General features: G+C 74.6%; 23 protein-coding genes and 1 pseudogene. 9 read left to right on the forward strand and 15 right to left on the reverse strand.

The features are described 5' to 3' along the window. Window positions 1-99: 99 nt before the first annotated feature. Window positions 100-690, forward strand: a complete 591-nt coding sequence (locus tag ACFC0B_RS07015) for a TetR/AcrR family transcriptional regulator (protein ID WP_376083340.1) — start codon at window positions 100-102, stop codon at window positions 688-690. A gap of 255 nt (window positions 691-945) precedes the next feature. Here ACFC0B_RS07015 and ACFC0B_RS07020 read toward each other — a convergent pair. Next, a pseudogene (locus tag ACFC0B_RS07020) lies at window positions 946-1,299 on the reverse strand (acyl carrier protein); the annotation flags it as partial. Window positions 1,300-1,695: 396 nt separating this feature from the next. Between ACFC0B_RS07020 and ACFC0B_RS07025 the strand changes: the two are divergent. Further along, window positions 1,696-3,066 (forward strand): MATE family efflux transporter, encoded by a 1,371-nt coding sequence (locus ACFC0B_RS07025; RefSeq protein ID WP_376083343.1) that lies wholly within the window; start codon window positions 1,696-1,698, stop codon window positions 3,064-3,066. 70 nt (window positions 3,067-3,136) lie between these two features. Here ACFC0B_RS07025 and ACFC0B_RS07030 read toward each other — a convergent pair whose 3' ends face one another. Next, window positions 3,137-3,532 carry a condensation domain-containing protein gene (locus ACFC0B_RS07030; protein ID WP_376083346.1) on the reverse strand — a complete coding sequence of 132 codons (396 nt, stop codon included), beginning with the start codon at window positions 3,530-3,532 and terminating at the stop codon, window positions 3,137-3,139. A 136-nt stretch (window positions 3,533-3,668) separates the two neighbouring features. Next, window positions 3,669-3,947: a hypothetical protein gene (locus ACFC0B_RS07035; protein WP_376083348.1), complete on the reverse strand. Its 279-nt coding sequence runs from the start codon at window positions 3,945-3,947 to the stop codon at window positions 3,669-3,671. Between the two features lie 332 nt (window positions 3,948-4,279). On the opposite strand from ACFC0B_RS07035, the gene ACFC0B_RS07040 reads away from it, so the two are divergent. Next, window positions 4,280-4,819, forward strand: a complete 540-nt coding sequence (locus ACFC0B_RS07040; protein ID WP_376083350.1) for a hypothetical protein — start codon at window positions 4,280-4,282, stop codon at window positions 4,817-4,819. Between the two features lie 91 nt (window positions 4,820-4,910). Here ACFC0B_RS07040 and ACFC0B_RS07045 read toward each other — a convergent pair whose 3' ends face one another. Further along, window positions 4,911-5,963: a LuxR C-terminal-related transcriptional regulator gene (locus tag ACFC0B_RS07045; protein ID WP_376083352.1), complete on the reverse strand. Its 1,053-nt coding sequence runs from the start codon at window positions 5,961-5,963 to the stop codon at window positions 4,911-4,913. Between the two features lie 323 nt (window positions 5,964-6,286). Next, the gene (gene tsaD / locus ACFC0B_RS07050; protein ID WP_376083355.1) at window positions 6,287-7,354 is read right to left on the reverse strand and encodes a tRNA (adenosine(37)-N6)-threonylcarbamoyltransferase complex transferase subunit TsaD; all 1,068 of its coding nucleotides are present in this window, start codon (window positions 7,352-7,354) and stop codon (window positions 6,287-6,289) included. A 187-nt stretch (window positions 7,355-7,541) separates the two neighbouring features. Here tsaD and ACFC0B_RS07055 point away from each other — a divergent pair, with 187 nt between their 5' ends. Next, window positions 7,542-7,754 carry a hypothetical protein gene (locus ACFC0B_RS07055; protein WP_376083358.1) on the forward strand — a complete coding sequence of 71 codons (213 nt, stop codon included), beginning with the start codon at window positions 7,542-7,544 and terminating at the stop codon, window positions 7,752-7,754. A gap of 125 nt (window positions 7,755-7,879) precedes the next feature. Here ACFC0B_RS07055 and ACFC0B_RS07060 read toward each other — a convergent pair whose 3' ends face one another. Genes ACFC0B_RS07060 through ACFC0B_RS07080 form a run of 5 tightly spaced genes read right to left on the reverse strand, consistent with a single transcriptional unit; the run spans window position 7,880 to window position 13,775 of the window. After that, the gene (locus tag ACFC0B_RS07060; protein WP_376083361.1) at window positions 7,880-9,304 is read right to left on the reverse strand and encodes an MATE family efflux transporter; all 1,425 of its coding nucleotides are present in this window, start codon (window positions 9,302-9,304) and stop codon (window positions 7,880-7,882) included. A gap of 24 nt (window positions 9,305-9,328) precedes the next feature. Next, window positions 9,329-10,360: a cysteine synthase family protein gene (locus ACFC0B_RS07065; protein ID WP_376083363.1), complete on the reverse strand. Its 1,032-nt coding sequence runs from the start codon at window positions 10,358-10,360 to the stop codon at window positions 9,329-9,331. A 32-nt stretch (window positions 10,361-10,392) separates the two neighbouring features. Next, entirely contained in the window at window positions 10,393-11,760 is a 1,368-nt protein-coding gene (locus ACFC0B_RS07070; RefSeq protein WP_376083364.1) for a Y4yA family PLP-dependent enzyme, read from the reverse strand. After that, window positions 11,751-12,740, reverse strand: coding sequence for an ornithine cyclodeaminase family protein (locus ACFC0B_RS07075; RefSeq protein WP_376083366.1), 990 nt, complete (start codon window positions 12,738-12,740; stop codon window positions 11,751-11,753). Before ACFC0B_RS07075 ends, ACFC0B_RS07070 begins: the two co-directional genes overlap by 10 nt. A 45-nt stretch (window positions 12,741-12,785) precedes the next feature. Then, complete coding sequence (locus tag ACFC0B_RS07080) at window positions 12,786-13,775, reverse strand: TauD/TfdA family dioxygenase (RefSeq protein ID WP_376083368.1); 990 nt, start codon at window positions 13,773-13,775, stop codon at window positions 12,786-12,788. Window positions 13,776-14,151: 376 nt separating this feature from the next. Between ACFC0B_RS07080 and ACFC0B_RS07085 the strand changes: the two genes are divergently transcribed. From ACFC0B_RS07085 to ACFC0B_RS07100, 4 genes are read left to right on the forward strand one after another with little or no spacing between them, the layout of a single operon-like run. Then, entirely contained in the window at window positions 14,152-15,711 is a 1,560-nt protein-coding gene (locus ACFC0B_RS07085; protein ID WP_376083370.1) for an ABC transporter substrate-binding protein, read from the forward strand. Window positions 15,712-15,725: 14 nt separating this feature from the next. Next, window positions 15,726-16,706 (forward strand): ABC transporter permease, encoded by a 981-nt coding sequence (locus tag ACFC0B_RS07090; RefSeq protein ID WP_376083371.1) that lies wholly within the window; start codon window positions 15,726-15,728, stop codon window positions 16,704-16,706. Further along, window positions 16,703-17,551, forward strand: coding sequence for an ABC transporter permease subunit (locus tag ACFC0B_RS07095; RefSeq protein ID WP_376083373.1), 849 nt, complete (start codon window positions 16,703-16,705; stop codon window positions 17,549-17,551). The genes ACFC0B_RS07090 and ACFC0B_RS07095 overlap by 4 nt, the downstream gene beginning before the upstream one ends. Beyond that, window positions 17,548-19,011, forward strand: coding sequence for an ABC transporter ATP-binding protein (locus ACFC0B_RS07100; protein ID WP_376083375.1), 1,464 nt, complete (start codon window positions 17,548-17,550; stop codon window positions 19,009-19,011). Before ACFC0B_RS07095 ends, ACFC0B_RS07100 begins: the two co-directional genes overlap by 4 nt. Window positions 19,012-19,040: 29 nt before the next feature. On the opposite strand, the gene ACFC0B_RS07105 is transcribed toward ACFC0B_RS07100, so the two are convergent. The 5 genes from ACFC0B_RS07105 to ACFC0B_RS07125 all read right to left on the reverse strand — a co-directional run bounded on the left by ACFC0B_RS07105 (window position 19,041) and on the right by ACFC0B_RS07125 (window position 22,883). Further along, on the reverse strand, window positions 19,041-19,616 hold the full coding sequence (locus tag ACFC0B_RS07105) for a MarR family winged helix-turn-helix transcriptional regulator (protein ID WP_376083376.1): 576 nt from the start codon (window positions 19,614-19,616) through the stop codon (window positions 19,041-19,043). A 112-nt stretch (window positions 19,617-19,728) separates the two neighbouring features. Further along, window positions 19,729-20,670, reverse strand: coding sequence for a M48 family metalloprotease (locus tag ACFC0B_RS07110; RefSeq protein ID WP_376083377.1), 942 nt, complete (start codon window positions 20,668-20,670; stop codon window positions 19,729-19,731). After that, window positions 20,667-21,095, reverse strand: a complete 429-nt coding sequence (locus ACFC0B_RS07115; protein WP_376083379.1) for a BlaI/MecI/CopY family transcriptional regulator — start codon at window positions 21,093-21,095, stop codon at window positions 20,667-20,669. The genes ACFC0B_RS07110 and ACFC0B_RS07115 overlap by 4 nt, the downstream gene beginning before the upstream one ends. A 247-nt stretch (window positions 21,096-21,342) precedes the next feature. Further along, the gene (locus ACFC0B_RS07120; protein ID WP_376083381.1) at window positions 21,343-21,675 is read right to left on the reverse strand and encodes a hypothetical protein; all 333 of its coding nucleotides are present in this window, start codon (window positions 21,673-21,675) and stop codon (window positions 21,343-21,345) included. A 323-nt stretch (window positions 21,676-21,998) separates the two neighbouring features. Continuing rightward, a complete protein-coding gene (locus ACFC0B_RS07125; protein WP_376083382.1) occupies window positions 21,999-22,883 on the reverse strand; it encodes an NAD(P)H-binding protein in 885 nt (294 codons plus the stop codon). A 48-nt stretch (window positions 22,884-22,931) separates the two neighbouring features. Between ACFC0B_RS07125 and ACFC0B_RS07130 the strand changes: the two genes are divergently transcribed. Then, the gene (locus ACFC0B_RS07130; protein WP_376083384.1) at window positions 22,932-23,303 is read left to right on the forward strand and encodes a MerR family transcriptional regulator; all 372 of its coding nucleotides are present in this window, start codon (window positions 22,932-22,934) and stop codon (window positions 23,301-23,303) included. Window positions 23,304-23,320: the final 17 nt, after the last annotated feature.

Consider the following 23,320-nt stretch of genomic DNA (forward strand, 5'->3'; position numbering starts at 1 on the left):
CGTCCCCAAGTGGGGTGGCCGGCTCGTCCGGCCAGGGTCCGATCAGGGCCGATCGGGGCCGATCGGGGCATCGGCGGCGGGCTCCGTAGACTGGCCTGCGTGCCCAGGATCAGTGCCGCCACCGTTGCCGACCACCGCGCGCAGCAACGAGCGGCGCTGGTGGTCGCCGCGCGCGAGCTTCTGGAGGAGGGGGACGCCGGCGCCGTGACCTTCGGCGCGGTCGCCGCGCGGCTCGGCCTGGCCCGCAACAGCGTCTACAAGTACTTCGCCGACCGTGCCGAGCTGCTGGAGGCGGTGGTTCGCGAGGTGACCCCGCGCTGGACCGAGCGCATCCACGCCGAGATGGCCGCCGCCGGACCGGATCCCGCCGGACAGGTCGCCGCGTACGTCCGGGCGCAGCTGGCGCTGGTGCGCGACGGCGAGCACCGTATCGCCCGCGCCCTGGCCCGCGACCGCGACGCGGCGGCGCTGCGGCGTGGGGCGGCCGAGGCGCACGCCGAGATCCTGAGGCCGCTGGTCGAGGCGCTGGCCGCCCTCGGCGACACGGACCCCACACGCACGGCCCGGCTGTTGCAGGGGCTGGTGAACGCCGCGACCGAACTGATCGAGTCGGGTGACGCGTACGGAGCGGTGGAGCGGCGCACCGTCAGCCTCGCGGCCGGGGCCGCGGCGGCGCTCGGCGGCGGCTGACGGTCCGGAGGGTCTCGGGCGGCGCCCGGCCGGCGGCGGTCCCCGGCGGTCACGGCGGCGTCGTGAGGATCTGACGCGGGACCCGAATGCCGGGCGGTCGCCGCGGTCGGACACGGGCCGATGCCTCGTCAGATCCGGTCGGGCGGCCCCGCTGCGGCCGCGGTTCCGCCCGTGCCTGGGCCTGCGTCCGGGAGCCGCCCCGCGCCCGGCCGCTCTCCGGGAGAGCCGCACCCGGCGGCCCGGTTCGGCGCCGAGCGCGGCGGTCAGCCGGGCGCCGAGCAGCGAGGTGCCGCCCACGGAGAAGAACGGATCGGTGTCGGCGAAGTCGCCGTGCTGGAGCACGGTCGCCCAGGCGTCGCGGACGGCGGAGTGCAGGGTCTCGGGGCGCTCGGGGCGGATCGGACGGAGCCCATCGTGTGCGTGCTCCTGTTCGCAAGGGCTGGGCCTGGTGGTCGCGGTGGTATTTCCCGGGGCCGAGAAGGGGGGAGATAGAAAATCTGACGTGTGACATTGTATAGAAGGAGGTGGGGGATGGGCAGTGTCATGCCTGCCGTCAATCGGCTGACGAGACAACAAGAAGCTGTCTGGATAGCTCAGTTGCTCGACCATGGGGGGCGATTCCTCTCACATGCCGATGGCCTTCCGGCTGTGCGGAGAGGTGGATCCGGAGGCGCTGGACAGTGCGTTGCGGCACCTTGCTCTCGCCCGCTCCGTGCCGCGCGCGCGGGTGGTCGAGGAACCCTTGGAGGGTGCGGCCGGGCCGGCGTCCGTCGGGGAAGGGCCCTGGCAGGTCACCGCGCCGCCGCCGGACCGGGTGTGGACGAGATCGCCTGCCTGATCGACTCCGGCCTGCCGACCGACCAGATGCCGGCGGGCCTCCGGTCGCCGGCCGCGCTCGACCGGGCCTGCGCCGCACTCTGAACCCGCTCCGCCGTTCCACCCGATCCGCCTCTCCCGTTTCGCCCTTCCACGTCCCGTCCGCACACTCGCCACAGGAGCCACCCCGTGACTGACACGGCAACCGACACCGGCCCCGCACCCGGGTTCGTCGGTCATCTGGTCAAGATCGCCAATACCGCGGCACCCCTCTACGTCTCGATGATCGTCTCCTCCGCGGCCGCTCTCGTCGACACCGCCGTGCTGGGCCGCCACGACACGGCCACGCTGGCCGCGTTCGGCGTCACCATGGCCGTCTACGGCCCGGCCACCGCGGCCATCGCGGGCAGCATGCGCGGGGTGATGCCCTTCGTGACCACCCACGCGGACCGGCCGGCCGAGCTGAAGCGGGTGGTGCGCAACGGCTTCTGGCTGGGCATGGCGACCGGTGTGCTTGGCGCCGTCGTGGTGGCGCTGGTGCCGCTGATCGGGCGGGTCGGCGGGGTGCCCCGGACGACACTGGACCAGCTCGGCGCACTCCCGTGGCTGCTGGCGCTCAGCGCCCTCTTCACCGCGATCGACTGCGCGGCCTCCGCGACGCTGATCGGGCTCGACCAGGCCAAGGTGGTGATGCGGGCGGGCCTGGCGGGCACCGCGGCCGCGCTGGTGCTCTCCCCGCTGCTGGTGATCGGGGTCGGCCCGGTCCCCTCCTTCGGCCTGGCCGGAGCCGGTGTGGCGATGGCCGCCTCCACCGGCATCAACGCGGGTGTCGCCCAGTGGGCGCTGCGCCGGATGCCGAAGCTGCGGCAGCCCGCCGGCGGGCCGGTGCGGGTGCGCGAGGTGGTCGAGCTGGCCAAGGTCGGGCTCCCGCTGGCCGCCACCGTGCTGATCAAGTTCGCGGTGCTGGGCGTGCTCGCCTTCGTCGCGGCGCGGGTCAGCACCCAGGCGGCGGCGGCCCATTCGGTGGCGCTCTCGCTGGTCAACCTGATGTTCACGGCAGCCGTCGCGGTGGGCCAGGCGACCATCCCGCTGGTCGCGGAACGGCACCAGGCCGCCGACCTCGCGGGCCTGCGGCTGCGGGTCCGGGCCGGTCTGGTGGTCTCCGCGCTGGCCGTGGCGGTGCTCGGCGGTCTGCTCGTCGCGGTGCAGGGCCCGGTGCTCGGGATCTTCAGCTCCGACCCGGTGATCCACACCCGGGTGGCCGACCTGCTGCCGCTGATCCTGCTCGCGGTGCTCGCGGACGCGCTGCAGGCGCTCCTGGGCTTCGGGATGATCGGTGTGAAGCGGACCTTCCCGAGCATGGTCTGCTTCGCGCTCTGCTACGGCGTGCTCGCCCTCGCGGCCGGTCCGGCCGGAGCGCTGGGCGGCCTCACCGCGCTCTGGGCCACCCTGGCGGTGGCCAACCTGGTCCTGGTCGCGGCGCAGGGCTGGTGCTTCCTGCGGCAGAGCTCGCTGGCCGTCGGGGCCGTGCGGGTGGCGCGGCCGGTGGAGGTGGACTGACCGCCGCGCACGGCCGCCGGGCACGGCAGCGGGGCCCGTCCGGTACCGCACCGGACGGGCCCCGCTGTCGTCACGCCCCGATCCGCCGCCGCGGCTCGCGGACGGCCGTCCGCAGCAGCTCCACCAGCTCCACGGCCGGCCCGCGGGCCGTCTCCGGCTGGAAGAGGCCGGCCCGGTACTCCAGTTCACCGGCCGGCCCGAGCGGTTCCGGCCCGGGGCCGCGGTGTTCGGTGAGCGAGAAGGTCAGGTCGAACGTGGCGGTGCCGGTGCCCCGTCCCGAGGCCGAGACGGCCAGACCCGGTACGGAGGGGGGCAGCGGCTCCGGCTCCACCTGGAAGGCCAGCAGCACCTGGAACGCCGGCCGGCGGTCCGTGGTCCGGGGCGGATTGACCAGGCCGACCAGCCGTTCGAACGGGGTGTCCTGGTACTCCAGCGCCGCCAGGTCGTCCTCGTCGGTCCCGGTCACATCTCCCCGGGCCCTCACGGCATATGACATGTGACACAGTACTCTTCCGGCTCCGGTGCGGAACCCCCTCCCGGCGACGGCCCGGCGCGCGGTGGCGGTCCGGCGCGGACTGCCGCGCCGGACCCCGGCGTTCGCGCTACTTCGGCGCCTTGCGGCAGGAGTCCGCCGCGACGACGGCGGGGACGTAGTCGCCCCTCAGGAGGTGGTAGCAGTCCTTGAAGGCTTCCTCGCCGCCGTCGGCGCCGGTCTTGCAGGCATCCTCCACGAGCTCGGTGGCGGAGTTGGGTGCCTTCTCCAGGACGTGGCGGGTACACCCCTGCACGGTGGCGCTCGCGGTCGGTGCGGCGGCGACGAGACCGCCCACGGCGAGGGAGAGGGTGCCGCCGGCGGCAGCGATGCGTCGTGCCAGGCTCATGGTGATCAAATCTTTCCGGGAGTAGGTGACCTGACGGGCCGGAGGGAGCGGGAACCGCTCACGGGCACCGACCCGCGCCATGTCTACCGAAGCGCGTGCCGCGCCCGTCCGGATGCCACGCCGGGACCCGGTGAGGATCACTCGAAGTCGTGGGTCGGACCGCGACGGCGTTGACGGCGGCGAACGAGCCCCCGTATCGGCTCCGCGGAGCCCCGGAGGCATCCCACCAGACTTCTGGGATGGTCGCCGCCATGCCGCGCGGCCACTGTGGGACGCACCGGCCCGGGGTTCTCCCGGGCCCGGTGTCCAGCTACTCGGGGAGGGACCAACTCATGGGCTTCACTCAGTACTTCGGTTCTCTGGCACGCGCCTCGGCGGTGGCGGCCCTGCTGGCGGGGGCGGTTGTCGCACCGTCGGTCTCCGCGGTCGCGGCGCCCGCGTCCGCCGACGGGCGGACCTCCGTCGCCGGGGTCCAGCGCAAGGCGGTCATCAGCGGGCCGTTCACGATCCGTGACGACGAGGGGTGGTCGGCGGGCACGTACTGCCGCGGTGACATCGAGGCCGTGAACTCCACGGAGAACTCGACGGGCGCCTACGAATGGTGGCGCACGTACTGCGGCGGCGAGATCCGGGTCGAGCTGCACGCCTACGCGACCGTGATCGACGCCGCGGGCACCCTGGAGTTCGGCCTCGACGCCCTGTTCTTCGAGGGCACCAACGACCGGACCACCGACCTGGACGACGAGGTCGTCGGCCTGCGCTTCCACGTCCCGGCCGGCCAGTCGGTGCCCTACACCGTGTACCTGAAGAACCGGGAGAACGGCGGCAAGGACTGGGCCACCCTCAACCTGACCTTCACGAACACCGTCTGATCCCGGCTCCGGTGCGGGCGCCCGCCCTTCGGGACGCCCGCACCGGTGACCCGCCCGGCCCGCGCGACGGGCGCCGGCGGCCCCGGGCGGGTCACCGGAGGCCGTCGGTGAGGGAGAGCCCCGGGAGGTAGTGCCGGAAGAAGACCTGGCCCGCGAGCTCCTTGCGGGAGCGCACCCCGGTCTTGTCGAAGACCGCCTTGAGGTGGTCCTGCACGGTGTAGGGGGACAGCGCGAGGTGGCCGGCGATCTCGGCGGTGGAGCTGCCCCGCAGCACGTGGGCGAGGATGTCGCACTCGCGCGGGGTCAGGCCGTAGGCGTGGATCAAGGAGGAGATCCGGTCCGACGGCATGGCCGGGCCGATGTTCAGGGCCACCCGGGTGCCGTCGGCGGTGTCGAGCCGCCAGCCCTCGATGGCGGCCAGGCCGCCACCGCGGGTCGGCACGCAGACCCGGCTGCCCCCGGTCCCGCTCCGCAGGGTGGCGGCGGCCACGCCGTAGGCCGAGGCCGGCAGGCCCGTCCCGTGCGCGCGGGCCTCGGTGAGCTCGCCGTACCGGGCCTCGGCGCCCGGACTCTGGGACACGACCGAGTACTCGTCCGACAGGAGTGTCAGCGCGGTCGGCCCGGTGGTGGCCGGGCCGACGGCGGGCGGGCCCGCCGGGGCCGCGAGCGAGCGCCGCAGCGCGCGTCCCAGGGGCATGGACAGGGCGCCGCCGAGCGCCAGTTCGGCCGGGGAGAACGGCGGCCGGTCCGCCGTGCGGACCAGGACCAGCGCGCCCCACACCCGGCCCGCGTCCCGCAGCAGGACCCGCATCTCGTCCGCCAGCCCCAGTGGGCGGTAGATGTCCCGGTAGCGCACGCTGCGGTCGAGGCGCCCGTCCAGTTCGGACATCAGACTGCCCACGGGCGTGCTCATCCGTGACAGGTGCGGCATCTGGTTGGCGTCGCCCACCCGGTACTCGATGTCCAGCATCCGGGGCATCCACTCGGCGCCGACGCCGTGCCGGAAGCTGCCGCCGATGTTGAGCAGGGTGGCCGGATCCAGCAGCACGCCGGCCCACAGGTCGAACGGCAGGGCCCGGGCCAGCGCGGGGACGGCGTCCTCGAACACCGCCACCGAGTCGGCGGCCCGGCGGGCGGCGTGCACCGCCCGTCGCAGGGCCGGCGGCAGGCTCCGGTGCGATACCGCTGGGGAGGTGCCGGGAGGCCGGGGCCGTGCGCGTCCCGAGGGCGTGAACCCGCCCTGGCGATCCATGCGATCCCCTCTCGTCCCCTCTCCGCCGTGGCCGCCGATGGTGCACCCCGTCGCTGGACGCCGGATAAACGGCCAGCTGGCGCACCGGCGACCCGCCGCCGGAGCTTCGCGCCCTCCGGCGAGCGGCCGTCCGTGCACGCGGCCGCCGCCACCGGGGCCGACACCCGGCGCGCCCGGCTCGGGCGAGGCCGCCCTCACCCCCCCCCGCGCCGCGGTCAGGCGGCGCGGGCCGCGGCGCGCGGGGAGAGCGCCGCGTACTCCAGCGGGGCGGAGGGGTCGATCGAGAGGTCCATCGGGGAGGGGGCGGCGCCGGAGCGCACGAGCAGGTCGCCGATGGCGGCGACCATGGCGCCGTTGTCGGTGCACAGCCGCAGCGCGGGGACCCGCAGGGTGATGCCGGCGGCGGCGCAGCGCTGCTCGGTGAGGGCGCGGATGCGGGAGTTCGCGGCGACTCCGCCGACCACGACGAGGGTGTCGATGCCGTGGTCGGTGCAGGCGCGGACGGCCTTGCGGGTGAGGGTGTCGGCGATCGCCTCCTGGAGGGAGGCGGCGGCGTCGGGGACGTGCGGTTCGGCGCCGGCGGCGCGCTGGGCCTCGACCCAGCGGGCGGCGGCGGTCTTGAGGCCGGAGAAGGAGAAGGCGTACGGGGGGTCGTTGGGCCCGCTGAGCGGGCGGGGGAGTCGGACGGCCTTCGGGTCGCCGTCGCGGGCGGCGCGGTCGATGGCGGGTCCGCCGGGGTAGGGCAGGCGCAGGATGCGGGCGACCTTGTCGAAGCACTCGCCGGCCGCGTCGTCGAGGGTGTCGCCGAGGTGGACGATCGGGTCGCGGGCGAGGTCGCGGACCAGGAGCAGTGAGGTGTGCCCGCCGGAGACGATGAGGACGACGCACGGGTTCGGCAGCGGTCCGCCGTCGAGCGTCGCGGCGGCCACGTGCCCCGCCAGGTGGTGCACCCCGTAGAGCGGGACGCCGAGCGAGAAGGCGTAGGACTTCGCCGCCGCCACGCCGACCTGCAGTGCGCCGGAGAGCCCGGGGCCCGCGGTCACCGCGACGGCACCGACGTCGGCGAGGGTGAGCCCGGCGCGGTCGAGTGCCTCGCGCACCACCGGTGCCATCGCGTGCACATGGGCCCGGGCGGCGATCTCCGGCACCACGCCGCCGTAGCGGGCGTGCTCGTCCATCGAGGACGCGACGGCCTGTCCGAGCAGGACGCCGTCGCGGACCAGGCCCGCGCCGGTCTCGTCGCAGGACGACTCGATGCCCAGTACCACCGGCGATCCCGCCATCGGCCACAGCTCCTTCTTGCCTATATATTGCAACTGCATCATAGGGGCAACAAGGAGGGCCGTGCCGGTGTGATCCGCGTGCGGAGCACGGCGGCGGCCGCGCACGCGGCCGGTTGGGGCGCTCCGCCGACCGGGTAAGGGACGAACGGCGCGGATCGCGCCGCCCCCGGCAGCCAAGGTGGTTCCGATGCCCGAATCCGGCCCCGAACCGATCGCGACGTTCTGCGGCGACTGCGACTGCGGTTGCCCCCGGCTGTTCGTCGACCCCGCCGAAACCGGTGACCGGCGGGTGCGCATCACCGACGACTTCGGGCAACGGATCCAGATGAGCGTGGAGCAGTTCCGCGACCTCGTCGCCCAGGCGAAGTCCGGGCTGCTGGACGGAGCCCTCACCGCCTGAGCGAGCTGTCCGGCGCCTCGTGGGTGAGGCGCCCCGACGGCTTCCGCCGTTCCCCGACCGACCGGGAGCGCGACGTGCTGCCCCCGATCGGCCGCGGACGGCCGGGCCGCACACGCCGTCGCCGCCTACGCGACCGGACTGGTCCGCCCCGGCTCCGCCGGCGCCGGAGTGGCGGAGGCCCTGGCGGCAAGGGCGACGGTGTAGCGGCGCAGCAGCAGGACCGCCGTGGTGGCGAGTCCGACGAGCAGGCCGAGCCAGAGGCCGCGGGTCTCCCCGCCGAGGGGGAAGGCGAGGAGCCAGGCGGCGGGCAGGCCGACGAGCCAGTAGCCGACGAGGGTGATGCGGAAGCCGCTCCCGGTGTCGTCGAGGCCGCGGAGCAGGCCGACGCCGATGTTCTGGGCGCAGTCGAAGAACTGCAGCACGGCGACGACGGCCAGGAGTCCGGTGGCGATCCGCAGGCCCTGCTGGTCGGCGGCCGCGCCGGGGTCGAAGTAGGGCCGCAGGACGAGCTCGGGCACGGTGAGGTAGGCGATGCCGACGAGCGAGGTGACGGCGGCTCCGCAGGCGAGTGCGGTGTTCTTGATCCGCCGGGCGGCGGCGTGGTCGCCGAGGGCGAGTTCGCGGCTGACGTTGATCGAGGCGGCGTGGGAGAGGCCGACGGCGACCTGGAAGACGATGTAGATCAGCTGGTTGACGGCGGTGTGGGCGGCGAGAGCGGCGGCGCCGAAGCTGCCCGCGAGCAGGGCGGTGACGGAGAAGAAGCCGGCCTCGGAGCCGTAGGTGGCGGCGATCGGGGTGCCGAGGCCGAGCAGCCGGCGCACGGTGGGGGCGTCGGCGCGCCAGAAGTCCGGCCTCAGCAGCGGTGCGAGCTGCGGGTCGCGGCGGGCGGAGGCGTAGAGGGCGAGGAAGGAGAGTAGGTGGACGCTGCTGGTGGCGACGCCGATGCCGGTGAGGCCGAGCTCGGGCAGGCCCCAAGTGCCGTGGATGAACATCCAGTTGAGTCCGGCGTTGACGGCGACGGAGGCGATGGTGATCCGCAGCAGGGCCTGCGGGCGGCGCATGCCGACGGTGAACTGGCGGATCGCCTGGAACCAGAGGCAGGGCACCAGACCGGGGGCGAGGGCGGCGAGCATGCCCTGGGCGCGGTGGGCGACGTCCGCGTCCTGTCCGAGCCAGGTGGCGGCCTGGCCTATGAGCACCATCAGGACGGCACCCGCGAGGCCGGCCAGGGTGGCGACGGCCATCGCCGCCCGGACCAGGCCGCGCACCTCGCCGCCGTCGTCGGCCGCGTCCTCGTGCCGTTCGGCGCGGGCGGCGGCGGCCGCGACCTGGTTGCCGACGGAGGTGACGAGGCCGACGCCCATGGTGCGCAGCTGGTTGAAGACGACCAGGGCGAGGCCGCCGGCCGCCAGGGCCTCGGTGCCGAGCACGCCCATCATGATGGTGTCGGTGGTGGTGAGGGCGACCTGGGCGAGCTGGGTGAGGGCGAGCGGGACGGCGAGGGCGGCGAGGGCGCGGCTGTCGCGGGCGAGGGTGGCTGGCTGCTGCATCGTGGGTGTCACGTTTCTCGGAAGTCAGGGCCTGCGGAGTTTGGTGAGCGCTTCGTCGATGTCGGCCTCCACGGCCTCGTCGAGCAGTGCGCGGGCGTTCATCCAGTCGTCGTTGAAGACGGTGTCCAGGTACTTCTCGCCACCGTCGTTGATGAAGGCGACCATAACGGCATCCGGAGCCAGGGCCGGCAGCCGGTTCAGGGCCTCGTGGACGACGCCTCCGGCGGAGCCGCCGATGAGCAGTCCGGTACGCCGGGCGACGACGCGGGCGGTGGCGAAGGCCTCGACGTCGCCGACCTTCACCCCCTCGTCGATCAGGTCGTAGTCCACCAGCAGGCCGATGGTGGCGCCCTCGGGCGTGCCGGTGCCGGACTGGTAGTAGTCGTGGGCGGGCGGCCCGAAGGCGATCGAGCCCTTCGGCTCGACGCCCACGACGGCGACGCCGGGGACGGCGTGCTTGAGCTCGCGGGCGGTGCCGCACAGGCCGCCGCCGGTACCGACCGCGCCGATCAGCACGTCGACCCGGTTGTCCAGGGCTTCGGCGATCTCGCGGCCGACGGCGTAGTAGCCGACCGCGTTGCTGGGGTTGTTGTGCTGCTCGGTGAAGAAGGTGTTGTCCTTGCCGCGGGCCATCTCCTCGGCGAGCTCCTCGCGGGCCGCGGTGTGGAGTTCCTCGCCGTCGGTGTCGGCGTCGACGTACACCAGCTCGGTGCCCAGGGCCCGCATGCCGCGCAGCTTGTCGGCGGCGGCGTGGTTGTCGACGACGGCGGTGAAGCGGTAGCCGCGTTCGGCGGCGATGACGGCCAGACCGAGGCCGGTGTTGCCGGAGGTGGACTCGATGATGTGGCCGCCCTCGCGCAGCTCGCCGCGTTCCTCGGCGTCGAGGACCATCTGGCGGGCCATGCGGATCTTGGCGCTGCCGGTGGGGTTGAACATCTCCAGTTTCAGGAGCAGCCGGGCGCCGTTGTCGGTGCGGGCGAGTTCGAACAGCGGGGTGCAGCCGATGAGGTCGGACATCCGGCTGACCACCGGGGGGCGGTTCAGGGCGTCGGTCATGGTGGGGCTCCGTGGGGACGGCGGGGCGGGGGTCAGCGGTCGAGGTGCCAGCGCGGGCGGCCGCCGTGGTGGTCGATGACGACCTTCGGCGGCAGCGGGAGCTCGTGGAAGGGCGACTCGTTGGAGTCCATCTGGTAGCCCGCCGTGTTGGGGTAGACGAGCAGGTCGCCGACGCGGGGCCGGGCGGGGAAGGCGATCTTGCGCCAGGTCAGCAGATCGGAGTCCAGGCAGCTGGCCCCGCCCACGCACGCCCGGTACGGCTGCCCGGCGGGCCCGGTGCGGTCGGTGCGGTCGGCGGGCCCGGTGCGGTCGCCGCGGTCGCGGAGCAGGACCGGGTCGGGCAGGTACTCGCTGTTGAACCACTGTTCGGACAGGCTGAGGCTGGTGCCGTCGACGGTGACGATGCCGTACCCGGCGCGGTCCTTGACGCCCTGGACGGGGAACACCGAGGACCCGGCGCGGTCCAGCAGGGCGCGGCCGGGCTCCAGCAGGAGCGTCACACCGGCCTGCCGCAGCCGCTCGGCGAGGCTCGGACCGGTACCGCCGGGGCGGGCGGCGAGGATCGCGCGCAGGGCGTCCGCGCCGGCGACGGGGGAGTGGTACGGGTAGAAGTCGTCCGCGGCGAAGGCCTTCTCACCGTGGTAGTGCCCGGGGCCCTGCTCGGTGAGGAAGGCGTCCCAGGCGTCGGCGGCGACGTAGTCGACGGGGAAGCCGCCGCCGATGCTGATCCGGTCCGCGGGCAGGCCCAGCGCCCGGGCCCGGAGGCAGAGTTCGACGAGCTCTCCGGCGAGGTCGGCGCGCGGCTGGACCGCGTAGCCGGAGAGGTGGAAGCTGAAGCCCTCCATCCGTACGGCGTCCCCGGCCCCGGCGCAGCGCCGCAGGGCCTCCTGCAACTGCGCGTCGTCCAGGCCGAACCGGCTGCGCGGCTGGGCTGGCGGGTGCCGGCGCAACAGGACGCGGACGGGACGGCCGGCGTCGAGGACGAGCAGGCGCTCCAGTTCGTCGGGGGCGTCGACGGCGATCAGCGCGCCCTGCCGGGCGGCGACGCGCAGCAGTTGCTCGTTCTTGGCGGGGCCGGTGACGACGAGGTCATCGCCGCGCACGCCGTGGCCGAGGGCGTCGCGCAGTTCGCCGAGGGAGGCGACGTCGGCTCCGGCGCCGGCCGCCGCGCAGCGCTCCATGAACACGGAGGCCTTGTTGGCCTTCTTCGCGTAGTGGACGCGGCCTTCGACCCCGGCGCCGGCCAGCGCGGCGCGGAACGCGGCGAGGTTGGCGTCGAAGCGTTCGGGCAGGAGGTAGTGGAAGGGGCCGCGGAGGCCGTGGGCGAGTTCGTGGAGCAGTCCGCCGGCGTGGATCCGGTCGGCGAGCGGGTCGGGACGGGCGGGCAGGGTCAGCGCCACAGGGCCACCTCGGTGCCGAGGCCCTGCTCGCCGGCGAGCTGGGCGAAGCGGTGGCCGAGGGCGATGTCGGTGACGACGAGTCCGCTGTTGTAGGCGAAGATCCGCTGCTCGGGGGCGGTGCGGGCGCTGGAGGCGCCGGAGATGACGACGGGAAGTTCCAGGTCGACGGCCGGGAGGTTGCCGTCGGCGTCGGCCATGTCGGTGCCGGTGACGCGCATCTGGGCCTCGCTGGTGGCGATCACCCGGTCCGCCCGGTGGAGGGTGGAGGGGGCGAGGCCGTGGCCGACCAGGATCGAGACCGCGCCGGGCTTGAGCCAGTCGGCCTCGACGGCGGCGGGGGTGTGCCCGCCGGCGGTCGCGACGATCACGTCGGCGTCGCGGGCGGCGGCCTTGAGGTCGGTGACCAGCTCGATCTCGCGGTCGGGGAAGTGCCGGGCGAGTTCGGCGCCGACGGCGGCGATGCCGTCGGGGTGGGTGCCGGACAGCAGCAGGCGCTCCAGCTTCGGCAGGGCGGTGAGCAGGAACGGCAGGGCCAGGCGGCCCTGGGTGCCGGTGCCGATCACCAGCGCGGTCGACGCGTCGGGGGCGGCGCACTCGCGGGCCAGCAGGGCGGAGACGGCGGGGGTGCGCAGGGAGCCGATCCGGGAGCAGTCCATCATGGCGACGGGCAGGCCGGTGACGTCGTCGTAGATGGTCAGCGTCGTGTAGTAGTGCTGGTTCTCGCGGCTCTCGTGCAGACCGTGCTTGTAGGAGGTCTTGACGGCGACGACCTCGCGGACGCCGTCGCGGCCGAGCATGGCGTAGGAGACGGAGTGGCCGTCGGCGGGCTTGACGGTGAGTTTGCGCGGGTTGTCGGACTGGCCGGCGGCCAGGGTGCGGTAGGCCTGTTCGACGGTGTCGAGGACGTCGGCGAGGGTGATGTCCAGGCCCGCGAGGTCGCTGGTGGACAGTACGCGCAGGGTGGTGTCGTCCCGGTCCATGGGGTGTGCCCTTTCGAGGTGGTGAGGCGGCGTCGGGGCGGAGGGTCAGACGGTCCAGGCGGTGAGGGCGGCCTGTCCGTAGCCGTGTTCGCCGTGCTCGGCGAGCGGGCGGGTGGGACGGCCCTCGACCCGGGCGGAGGCGCGCTTGAGCCAGCGGTCCGTGCCGTCGTAGCGGGCCCGGAACGGGACGCGGCCGTGGACGACGAGGTCGTTGTCGACGACCAGGATGTCGCCGGGCTCCAGGCTGACCGCGACGGAGACGCGGGCCAGCTCCTCGCCGAGGCGTCCGTACGCCTCGCGCCAGGCCCGGTCGGCGTCGTCCAGCGGCGTGTAGGCGGGGTCGTAGCGCATGGTCAGGCCCTCGGGCGTCTCGAACAGGGTCGGGACCGGTGCGGGCCGTCCGGCGAACCTCCGGGCCTGTTCGTAGGCGTCGTCGGGCAGGATCGGCGCGACCGGCCGCTTGAGCTGTGCGACATCGGCGTCGGACAGGTCGGTCAGCCGCACGCTGGCCGCGGTGGTGGCGACGGCGTCGTGGTTGCGCATGCAGCACAGCAGCAGCAGGTGCGCGCGGCCGGGGTGGAAGGCGTCCTCGGTGTGCGGGGTGAGCAGGACGGAGCTGGAGGCCCCGGTCTGCTCGCTCTCGTGGCCCGGCGAGGGAACGATGTTGTGCACGAACCGGCCGTCCTGCTGGCCGTCCCACGCGATCGGGGTGCCCATGGCCGCCGAGACGAGCAGCAGGACCGCGTCCCAGAGCGCGCCGGCCCGGCCGACGGCCGACCAGTGGGCGGGCGTGGGGCCGAGGCCGGTGTCGTCGACCTCCAGCCCGCGCAGCACGAAGAGGCCGTCGGGGGTGTCGACCGGGCGCAGGTGGCGGCGCAGTGGTCCGCTGAGCCGGGCGCACACCGCGGGCAGGTCGGCCAGCAGGGCGGGGCTGGTCGGGTCGCCGTGGCGGGCGAGCAGTTCCGCGGCGGCGGCGGTGAGTTCCGCGACGGCGTCGGCGTCGAGATGGCGTACCGGGGCAGGGCGGGTGGGCACGATCGACTCTCCGGTGGCGGGAGGGGAAAGGGCGCGGGCACGTGGCATCACCGCGCCGGTGCGGGACGGCGGCGGGAGCTGCGCGTGGGGTGTGGATCCGGGGCGGCTCGAACGGCCGGACGACAGGGAACGTAACAACGTCTCCGAGGTAAGGCAAGCCTTAGCGAGCTGGATGTCTACATTCACGTAGTCCCGATGTCGGGTGGCGGCGCACGCTCGGCGCAGTGTCAGATCCCCTGGTCAGAACGCCTTTTGGCGACAGGGGGCGCGCGCTCGCGCGTCGAGTGCGCCCCGTTGGTCGGCTTGCCAGGTGTCTCAAAATTAGGGTAGGTAAACCTAAGTAAGTTCGAGCGTGAACCCGAGACGAGGACCGAACGTGCACGTCACCAGACGACAGTTGCTGTGGGCCGGAGCCGGAGCCGGAGCGATCGGTGTGCTCGCCGCCTGCGGCGGTGGCGAGCGCAGCGGCAAGGACACCGGCCCCACCGGCGCGACCGGGCAGCAGCCCCGCTCCGGAGGGACGTTGAAGGTCGGCGCGCTCGGCAAGGCCTCGGCGGTCACCCGTGACCCGCACGGGACCCAGGCCAACGAGAGCGACTACCTCATCATCAGCCTGATCCACGACACGCTCGCGATACCCGGGGACAGGACCAACACCGCCCCGCGCCTGGCCGCCTCCTGGAAGCCGTCGGACGACCTGAAGACCTGGCGCTTCACCCTGGCCGACGGCGCCACCTTCCACGACGGCACCCCGGTCACCGCCGACGACGTCGTCTGGTCGCTGAAGCGGCTGCGCAACACCCCGGCGGGCAGGAGCCGGCTGCCCGGCATCCAGCCCGAGGGCATCACGGCCGAGGACCCGAGGACCGTCGTCCTGGTCTCCGACTACGCCAACGCCGACCTGCCGCTGCTGACCCGCCTGACCACCTTCGTCCTCAAGAAGGACACCGCCGACGACGCGGTCGCCGGCGCCCCGGGCACCGGGCCCTTCAAACTCGACTGGTACCGCGACGGCAACGCCCGCCTGGTGCGCAACGACCACTGGTACGGCGGCAAGGTCCTCCTCGACGCCATCGAGGTCCGGCTGTTCGAGAGCCCCCAGGCCATGGCGAACGCCCTGCTCGCCGGGCAGATCGACGTCGCCTCCAACGTCGGCGCCATCGCCGCCCGCACCGCCGAGGCCCGCAAGGACGTCCAGATCGTCCGCCGGCCCAACGACATGGCGATGCCCGTCGTCATGCGCACCGCCGACGGCCCGTTCGCCGACGCGCGGGTGCGCGAGGCCCTCAAGCTCGCCGTCGACCGCGACGCCATGGTCAAGCAGGTCCTCTCCGGCTACGGCAGCGTCGCCAACGACGTCCTCGGCACCGGCGACCCGGCCTTCGCCAAGAACCTCCCGCAGCGCACCCGCGACCTCGCCAAGGCCAAGCAGCTGCTCGCCGACGCCGGCTTCGATGCCTCCCGGACCTACGACCTGGTCACCACCGAGGACATCCCCGGACTCGCCGAGTCCGCGACCCTCTTCGCCACCCAGGTCCGCGAGGCCGGCGTGAGGATCAACGTCGTGAAGCAGGACTCCAAGGCGTTCTGGGACGCCACCTGGCTCAAGGGCACGCTGTACACGACCTACTGGGGCACCAACGACTCGGTCGTCTTCTTCGCCTCCAAGACGATGCTCTCGGACGCCGGGCAGAACGAGTCCGGCTGGAACGAGCCGGCCTTCGACGAGGCCTACCGCAAGGCGATGGGCACCACCGACACCGCCGAGCGGGACAAGCTGCTCCAGCAGCTCCAGGAGATCGAGTACGCGAAGTCCGGCTACCTGCTGTGGGGCATGGCCGACGGCATCGACCTGGCCGGCGCGGCCGTGCGCGACCTGCCCAAGCTCCCCGGCTACGGCCGCGTGCAGCTCGAAAAGACCTGGCTGGCGCGTTGACCACCCTCCACCCGGTGGGCGCGCGAGCGCCCCGGAGCCTCCCGGCCCGCATCCTCCCCGGTGCGGGCCGGGTCGCCCGGCAGGCCGCGCGGCGGCTGGTCCTGCTCGTCGTCCTGCTCGCCGCCGTGTTCGCGGCCGTCGAGCTCCTCCCGGGCGACGCCGCCGGCGCGAGCACCGACCGGGGCGTCACCGCCGCGGACCTCGCCGCCCGCCGCGCCGCCATGGGCCTCGACCGCCCGGTCGCCGAACGCTTCCTGGACTGGATGACCGGCCTGCCCACCGGCGACCTCGGCACCACCGCGCGCGGCCAGCACGTCACCGACGTCCTGGCCGGTCCCTTCCCCAACACCCTCCTGCTCGGCACCCTCGCCCTCGCCCTCAGCGCCGCCGGAGCCCTTGCCGTCGGCGGCTGGGCCGCACTGCGCCCGGGCGGGCGCGTCGACCGCGCCGTCGACGCCCTGTCCACCGCCGCGTTCGCCCTCCCGGAGTTCGTCGTCTCCGTCGCCCTGCTCCTGCTGCTGTCCCAGTGGACCGGCTGGCTGCCCGCCGTCACCCTCACCGGCCCGGACGGCAGGCCCGAGTCGTGGACCATGATCGTCCTGCCGCTGCTCTCCCTGGCGGTCCCCCAGATCGGCTGGAACACCCGCATCGTGCGCGGCGCGCTCGCCGACCAGGCCGCCCTGCCGCACGTCCAGGCCGCCGTCCTCGACGGCCTGCCCCGCCGACGCGTCCTCAGCCACCACATGCTGCCCGGCGCCCTGCCCGCCGTCGCCGTCGGCATCGCCACCTCCGCCGGCATGCTCCTCGGGGGCACGGTCGTCGTCGAGACCCTGTTCAACTATCCCGGCGTCGGCGCCATCCTGGCCGGCGCCATCACCGACCGCGACACCCCGCTCGTCGCCGGAGTCGTGGCCGCGGCCGGCGCCGCCATCTCCCTGCTCCTGCTGCTCGCCGACCTCGTCCGCACCACCACCCTCGGAGAGGAGCGACGATGACCGCCGCCGCCCCGACAGCGGGCCCCGCGCCCGTCGCCCGACGGAAACGACGGGTGCTCCTGCGCGCGGTTCCCGCCCTCGCCCTCGTCGTCCTCGCCCTCCTCGGGCCGCTGCTCGCCCCGCATCCGATCGACGCCCCGGTCACCTTCCCCTACGCCGGGGCGGGCGGCGACGCGCCGCTCGGCGGCGACCAGCTCGGCCGGGACGTCCTCAGCCGCCTGCTGACCGGCGGCGCACCCCTGATCGCCACCGCGCTGGCCATCGCCCTCCTCGTCACCGCGGCGGCGACCGCCATCGGCATCCTCGCCGTCCTGCGCCCGGCCCTCGGCCGGTGGATCGAACGCGCCGCGGACCTGACGATCCTGCTTCCCGCCGTCCTCGCCATCCTGCTGATCGCCCTGGCCTGGCCGGACGGCGGACGCCTCGCCGTCGCCGCCGCGGCCACCCTGCTCGGCATCCCCTACGCGGTCCGGATCGTCGCCGCCGCCGCGGCTCCCCTCGCCACCGCCGGCTTCGTCGAAGCCGCGGCCGCGGGCGGCGAGAACCTCTGGCACCTCACCGTCCACGAGGTCCTCCCCAACCTGCGCTCCACCGTCCTCGCCCTGTTCGGCCTGCGCTTCGTCGAGGGCGTCTACATCGTCTCCGTCGCCGCCTTCCTCCAGCTCGGCCCCCAACCCCCGAAAGCCGACTGGGCGCTGATGATCCGCGAGAACGCCGCCGGCATCACCCTCAACCCCTGGGCCGTCGGAGCGCCCTGCCTCGCCATCGGCCTGCTCGCCATCAGCGTCAACCTCGCCGCCGAAGCCCTCGCCCCCGCCCGGCCCACCCCGGAGACCCCGCTGTGAGCACCACCGAGCCCGCCGCCCGGGCCGCCGCCCTGTCCGTCGCCCTCGGGGACACCCCGCTGCTCACCGGGGCCACGCTCACCCTCACCCCGGGCCGCGTCACCGCCGTCACCGGGCCCTCCGGCGCCGGCAAGACCACCCTGCTGCGCGCCCTCGCCGGCGCCCTCCCGCCGGGCGCGCGCGTCACCGCCGGAAGCCTCACCGTCCTCGGACAGGACATCCTCGCCCTCCCGCCCGAGGAACTGCGCCGGCTGCGCCGCCACAAGCTCGCCTTCGTCGGCCAGGACCCCGGATCGGGACTCAACCCCCGCATGCGGGTCGAGCGGCTGATCAGCGAGACCTCCCCGCAGCGCCGCCGGACCCCGGTGCCGGACCTGCTGCGCGCCGTCCGCCTGCCGGTCGGCGAGGGCCTCGAACGCCGGCGGACGGCGGACCTCTCCGGCGGGCAGCAGCGGCGCGTCGCCCTCGCCCGCGCCCTCGCCCGCCGCCCCGCGATCCTCCTCCTCGACGAACCCACCGCCGGCCTGGACGCCGCCCTGCGCGACGACATCGCCGCCCTGCTGCGCGACATCGCCGAGCGCGAGGCCATCGCCATCGCGCTCACCAGCCACGACCCCGACTTCGTCGCCCGCTGCGCCGACGACGTCCTCGCCCTGCGGCCCGATGATCCGGTCGCGGCCCCGGGGACGACCGTCGCACCCCCGGTGCCCGTACCGGCCTCCTCCGCCGCCGGTACGGTGCCCGTCGTCGAGGTGCGGGGACTCGGCGCCCGGGTCGGCGCCGGCCGGATCCGCCACCAGGTCTTCGGCGGACTCGACCTCGCCCTGCAACCCGGCACGCTGACCGGGATCACCGGCCCGTCGGGGTGCGGCAAGACCACGCTGCTGCGCACCCTCGCGGGCCTCCACCGCCCCGAGGCCGGCCGGATCACCCTCGGCGGCGAACCCCTGGCCTCCTCCTACCGGCGGCGTACCCGCGAGCAGCGCCGCCGCATCCAGCTCGTCCCGCAGAACCCGCTCGGCGCCCTGAACCCCGCCCACACGGTCGGCGCCACCCTCGCACGCCCGCTGAAGCTCCATCGCGCGGAACCCGCCGACCGGTGCGGGGCCCGTGTCGCCGAACTGCTCACCGAGGTCGGCCTCACCCCCGGCCACGCCGACCGCTACCCCCACGAGCTCTCCGGCGGGCAGCGCCAGCGCGTCTCCGTCGCCCGCGCCCTGGCCGCCGAGCCCGACGTCCTGCTCTGCGACGAGGTGACCTCCGCGCTCGACGCCGACACCGCCGAGGACATCATGGGACTCCTCCGTGGCCTGCGGACCGACCGGGGCCTCGCCGTTGTCCTCGTCAGCCACGACCTGCCGCTGCTCGCGGCCCACGCGGACGTCGTCCTCACCCTCGACGGCGCCGACCGGACGCCGCTCACGAAGCACCACGCGGTCCCGAGCCCGGTGCCCGACTGAGCGCTGCACGCGGGGGCGGGGCGGGGGAGTCAGGCCGGCCGTTCGACGTCCGGCCGCTCGGCCGGGCCGGCGCCCTCCCGAACTCTCGCCCAGGTGCGCCGGGATCCGCGGGTCAGTGTCCAGCCGCCCTCCTCGCGGGGCGGCGGTCCCTGCCCGGCTCCGCGGGCGGTGGCCGCGCACACGCGCCGGAGCAGGGAGTTGAGCTCGACGCGCTGGCCCTTCGTCAAGGACGCCAGCACCTCGTCCTGCGTCGCGGACGCGTCGGTGTGGAGCACCTCCAGGGCGGACTCGCCCGCGGGCGTGATCGCCAGTACCTCCTGCCGACCGCCGACGTGGACGACCGTCGACCGCAGCAGACGTGCCGACAGGAGGTCGTCGAGCGCCTGGTCCACCTCGGCCGCGGGCGCCATGACCCGGGTGGTGAGGTCCTGCCGGCCGTGCGGGCCCAGCCGCGCCAGCGCCGACAGCAGCGCGTGGTGGACCGGGGTCAGCCCCCGGTGTTCCAGCCGCTCCGCCAGCAGGCGGTCGACGGCCCGCCCGGCCTGCGACAGGAGGTAGACGGACTGCTCGAACGGACTCGACGATCCCTGCCGTCCGTCGTACAAACCCTGTCCCCATCATCGGAAGAGCGCGACGCCCGCGGCGTCGGAGAAGCAAGCCTGGGCCCACCCTACCCACGCCCGCGATCATCGGTCTACATTGATGTCGTCAGATCGCTCAGGGGCCGACGATCCTCCGGGCCGCGTGCTCCACGTACTCGTGCAGGCCGTAGGCGAGACCGAGCGCCAGCAGGGACGACACCACCACCGCGGCGACGAGGCCGGCCGCGGCCGCACGCGGCCCCCGCCCCTCGGGCCCGACGGGCTCCGGCTCCAGCAGGGCCTGAACCCGCCGGGGGACCGGCCCCGTGCTGACGGACAGGAACCGGCCGCCGCGCACCCCCGTCCCGGCCGGGCCGGCCAGCGCGGCGCGGGCGATGGCGGTCGCGGCGATCCTCCGGTCCCCCACCGCCGCCGCCGCGGTCTCGTCCGCCCACCGCTCCAGGTGGAACTCCAGAGCGGGCCCCAACCGCGCGAGCGCCGGGTGCGCGGCGGCGGCCAGGTCGACGACGGCCGAGAACACATGGTGCCGCCCGCGGAGATGAGCCCGCTCATGGGCGAACAGCGCCGTGCGCTCCGCCGGACCGAGGGCCCCGAGCATGCCCTCCGACACGACGACCCGAGCGGCGCGCCCACGGTGGCGCGGCAGGGCGAAGGCCTCCGCCTCCTCTCCCGGGACGACGAGCACGTCGCCCTCGGCCGCCCCCTCGCCGGTCAGGTCCCACGCACGGGACAGCAGCGCGCGCTGTCGGCGCGCGGCCAGCGCCAGCCGGACCGCCTGCACGGCGAGCAGGGCCCCGGCGGCACAGGACACCGGAACCACCGCCGGCCAGGCCGCGGTCACCTGGGTGAACCGCAGGCGCTCCAGTCCCGCCAGGAACGGCACGTGGAAGAGCCCTGCCAGCGCCGCGATCGTGCCGCCCGCCAGCAGCACGGCGGCTCCCGCGAGAGCCAGCGAGGCCGCGCGGGGCGGGAGCAGCCCGGCCAGCCGGCGGGCCGCGGGCGCCGCTCCCCACGGAAGGGCGACGGCGAGGGCGACGACCACCAGGAACAGCGTCACGCCTCGCGCTCCGGGACGGCCTCGCCCGCGGCGCCCGCGGCCGGAGCCGGTTCGGCCTCCGCCTCGATCAGCAGGCGCCGCAGGACGTCCCCGTCGCCCGTGGACAGCGAGGACACGAACCGCTTCAGGACGAGGTCCCGCTGCGGCTCCTTCTCCAGTTCCCGGCGCATCCGCGAGGCCGCCAGGCCGGCGGCGTCCGAGACCGGCGCGTACGCGAAGGAGCGCCCCGGACGGGTGCGGTCCAGGGTCCCCTTCTCGTGCAGGCGGGCGAGGATCGTCGCCACGGTGGTCCGGGCGAGGTCCTGGTGCAGCGCGCCCTTGACCTGCCGGGCGGTCATCGGCTCACCGGCCGCCCACAGCACCGCCATCACGTCCGCGACCAACTCGCCGTGCGGACGCCTGGCCTCCTGGTCGTCCCTCGCCATCTCTCTCCCTGTCCCGATGCGTTCGCCCGGCACACCCCGACGCCGGCACCGGCCGGAGGCGGGGGCCGCCCGCGCGGGTGCGGCGGGGCGGTGCACCGCCCGCCCGTCCTCGGGTGTGCCTCGGGCAACCTTACGGGGAGTGCGGATCGCCGCCGAGCCGCGGTCCGTCCTCGCCGGGTGGTGCACGCTCCGGCACCGGGAGGACGGCGCGGTGGGCACCGGCGGCGCCGTCCGCGTGCGCGGCGGTTCAGCGGATGCACATCACCGTGGAGGTCGCGGTCCACCACCCCATGGACTGCCGCAGGTCGGAGCCGTAGCGGTAGCACTGGCTGCGCTGCCAGCCGGCGATCTGGGCGAACGAGAGGGCCACGTTGGTGGCGCTCGTGATGGCCGAGTCCATCGAGCCGCCGGTCCCGCTGCCGGTGAAGGTCGCCGACTCGGTCGCGGCGGCCGACCGGCTCGGGCTGCTCGCGGCACCGGCCGACGCGGCCTGGGCGGAGCCCACCCCGCCGAGGAGACAGGCCGAGACGGCGAGGGCCGCGGCGGTGACGCGCAGACGGAGGGCGGTCGGACGGTTCATGGGAACTCCTCGGTGCTGGTGCGAGCGGTGTGCCGGTTCGGCGCCCCCAGACTCGTCGCGCGGGCCGCGCCGGGCCAAGGCCCTTCGACCCCGGTCGAATTCGGACGGACTGACCCTGATCGTCGTGGGCTGTCAACTGCGGAGGTGCGGCGGCGCGTTGCTCCGCGGCCGGTGCGGAGCAACGCGGGTCGCACCCGCGGCGCCGGGCTCCGGAGGAAGGCCCGCGAGCAGGCGGCCGGTTCCCGGCCGGGTCATGCGGGCAGTCCGAACCGGGGCCCGGTAGCGGTCCCCGTGCGAGCAGGGCCACGGCCGCGGCTCTCCCGTCAGCCGAACTCGGCCGCGTGGTCGACCGCCCACCTGGCGAAGGTGCGGGCCGGCCGGCCGGTGAGGCGCTCGACATGATCGGTGATGCGGTGCGACTCCGGTCGGTCCACCGAAGCGGCCAACAGCGCCTCCACCAGTCGCTCGGGACGACCGTCCGCGAGCATGCGCGACCGAGCGAGATCAGCGGGAAGCGGCCGAAAGCTCAGACGGCGCCCGAGTGCGGCACCGAGTCGCGCGACCTGGTCGGCGCGACCGAGCACCTCGGGTCCGGTCAACACGTACGGGCCGGGGTTCGGTCGGGCACGGTCCGGCGCGAGCAGTACGGCTGCCGCCGCGGCGGCGACATCGCGTTCGTCGACGACGGCCGTGCGCGCGACGTCCGGGCCCGCGATCACGTTGCCCGCCCGCAACTGGGCCGCCCATCCACGAGCGTTGGAGGACAGCGTGTCGCTGCGCAGCACCGCGGGTCGAAGTCCGGCATCGAGCAGGAGGGCTTCCATGTCGGCGTGCACCTGGACGATGGGATCGCTCTGGCGGGTGGCTTGGTCGTCCACGGCCGTCGAGGACACGTAGGCGACCCGGGGCGCCGCTGCGGCGAGTTCCGCGACCACGTCGTGGGCCGGGGCCGTATCGAGCAGTGGCCAGATGAGGAGGACGGCGTCGACGCCCGGAAGCGCGGCTCGGAGGACCGCGGGGTCCGTGAGGTCGCCGACCACGGTCCCGGTTCCGGAGCAGGGGCCGGTCGGGTGGCGGACGAGGCGCCGCACGAGCGCGCCGTGTGTCCGGAGGAGGTCGACGACCTCGCGGCCGAGGTTGCCGGCCGCGCCGGTGACCAGGATCGACGGCCTGTGATGGGTGCCCGTGGGCCGGTTGGTGTCAGGCATGATCGAGACGCTAGGGGTTCAGGTCGACATGAAGGCAAGGCGTGTGTGATGCGGACGATCGGACAAGCAGCCGCAGAGCTCGGCATCGAAGCCCACGTCCTGCGGCACTGGGAGGACGTGGGCGCACTCACCGTGCGCCGCGACGGCAACGGCTACCGCATCTACGACGACAGCGCGCTGGAGCAGGCGCGCACGGTGCTGAAGCTGCGGCGCGTCGGCCTCTCGTTGCCGGAGGTCATCGCCGCGACGGCACCGAGGAAGCCGGCGGCGCAGGCGGTGGTGAGGGCGAAGATCGCCGCACTCGAACGCGAGGTCGCCCGCACACAACAGGCCATCACCTTCCTGCAGCACACTGTTGAGTGTCGGCACCGGTATCTCGACGACTGTCCGGACTGCGCGCATTTCGTCCACGAGGCCTGAGCGGCAGGCCGCCTACC

Source organism: Kitasatospora sp. NPDC056184 (assembly GCF_042268405.1).
Lineage (GTDB): Bacteria > Actinomycetota > Actinomycetes > Streptomycetales > Streptomycetaceae > Kitasatospora.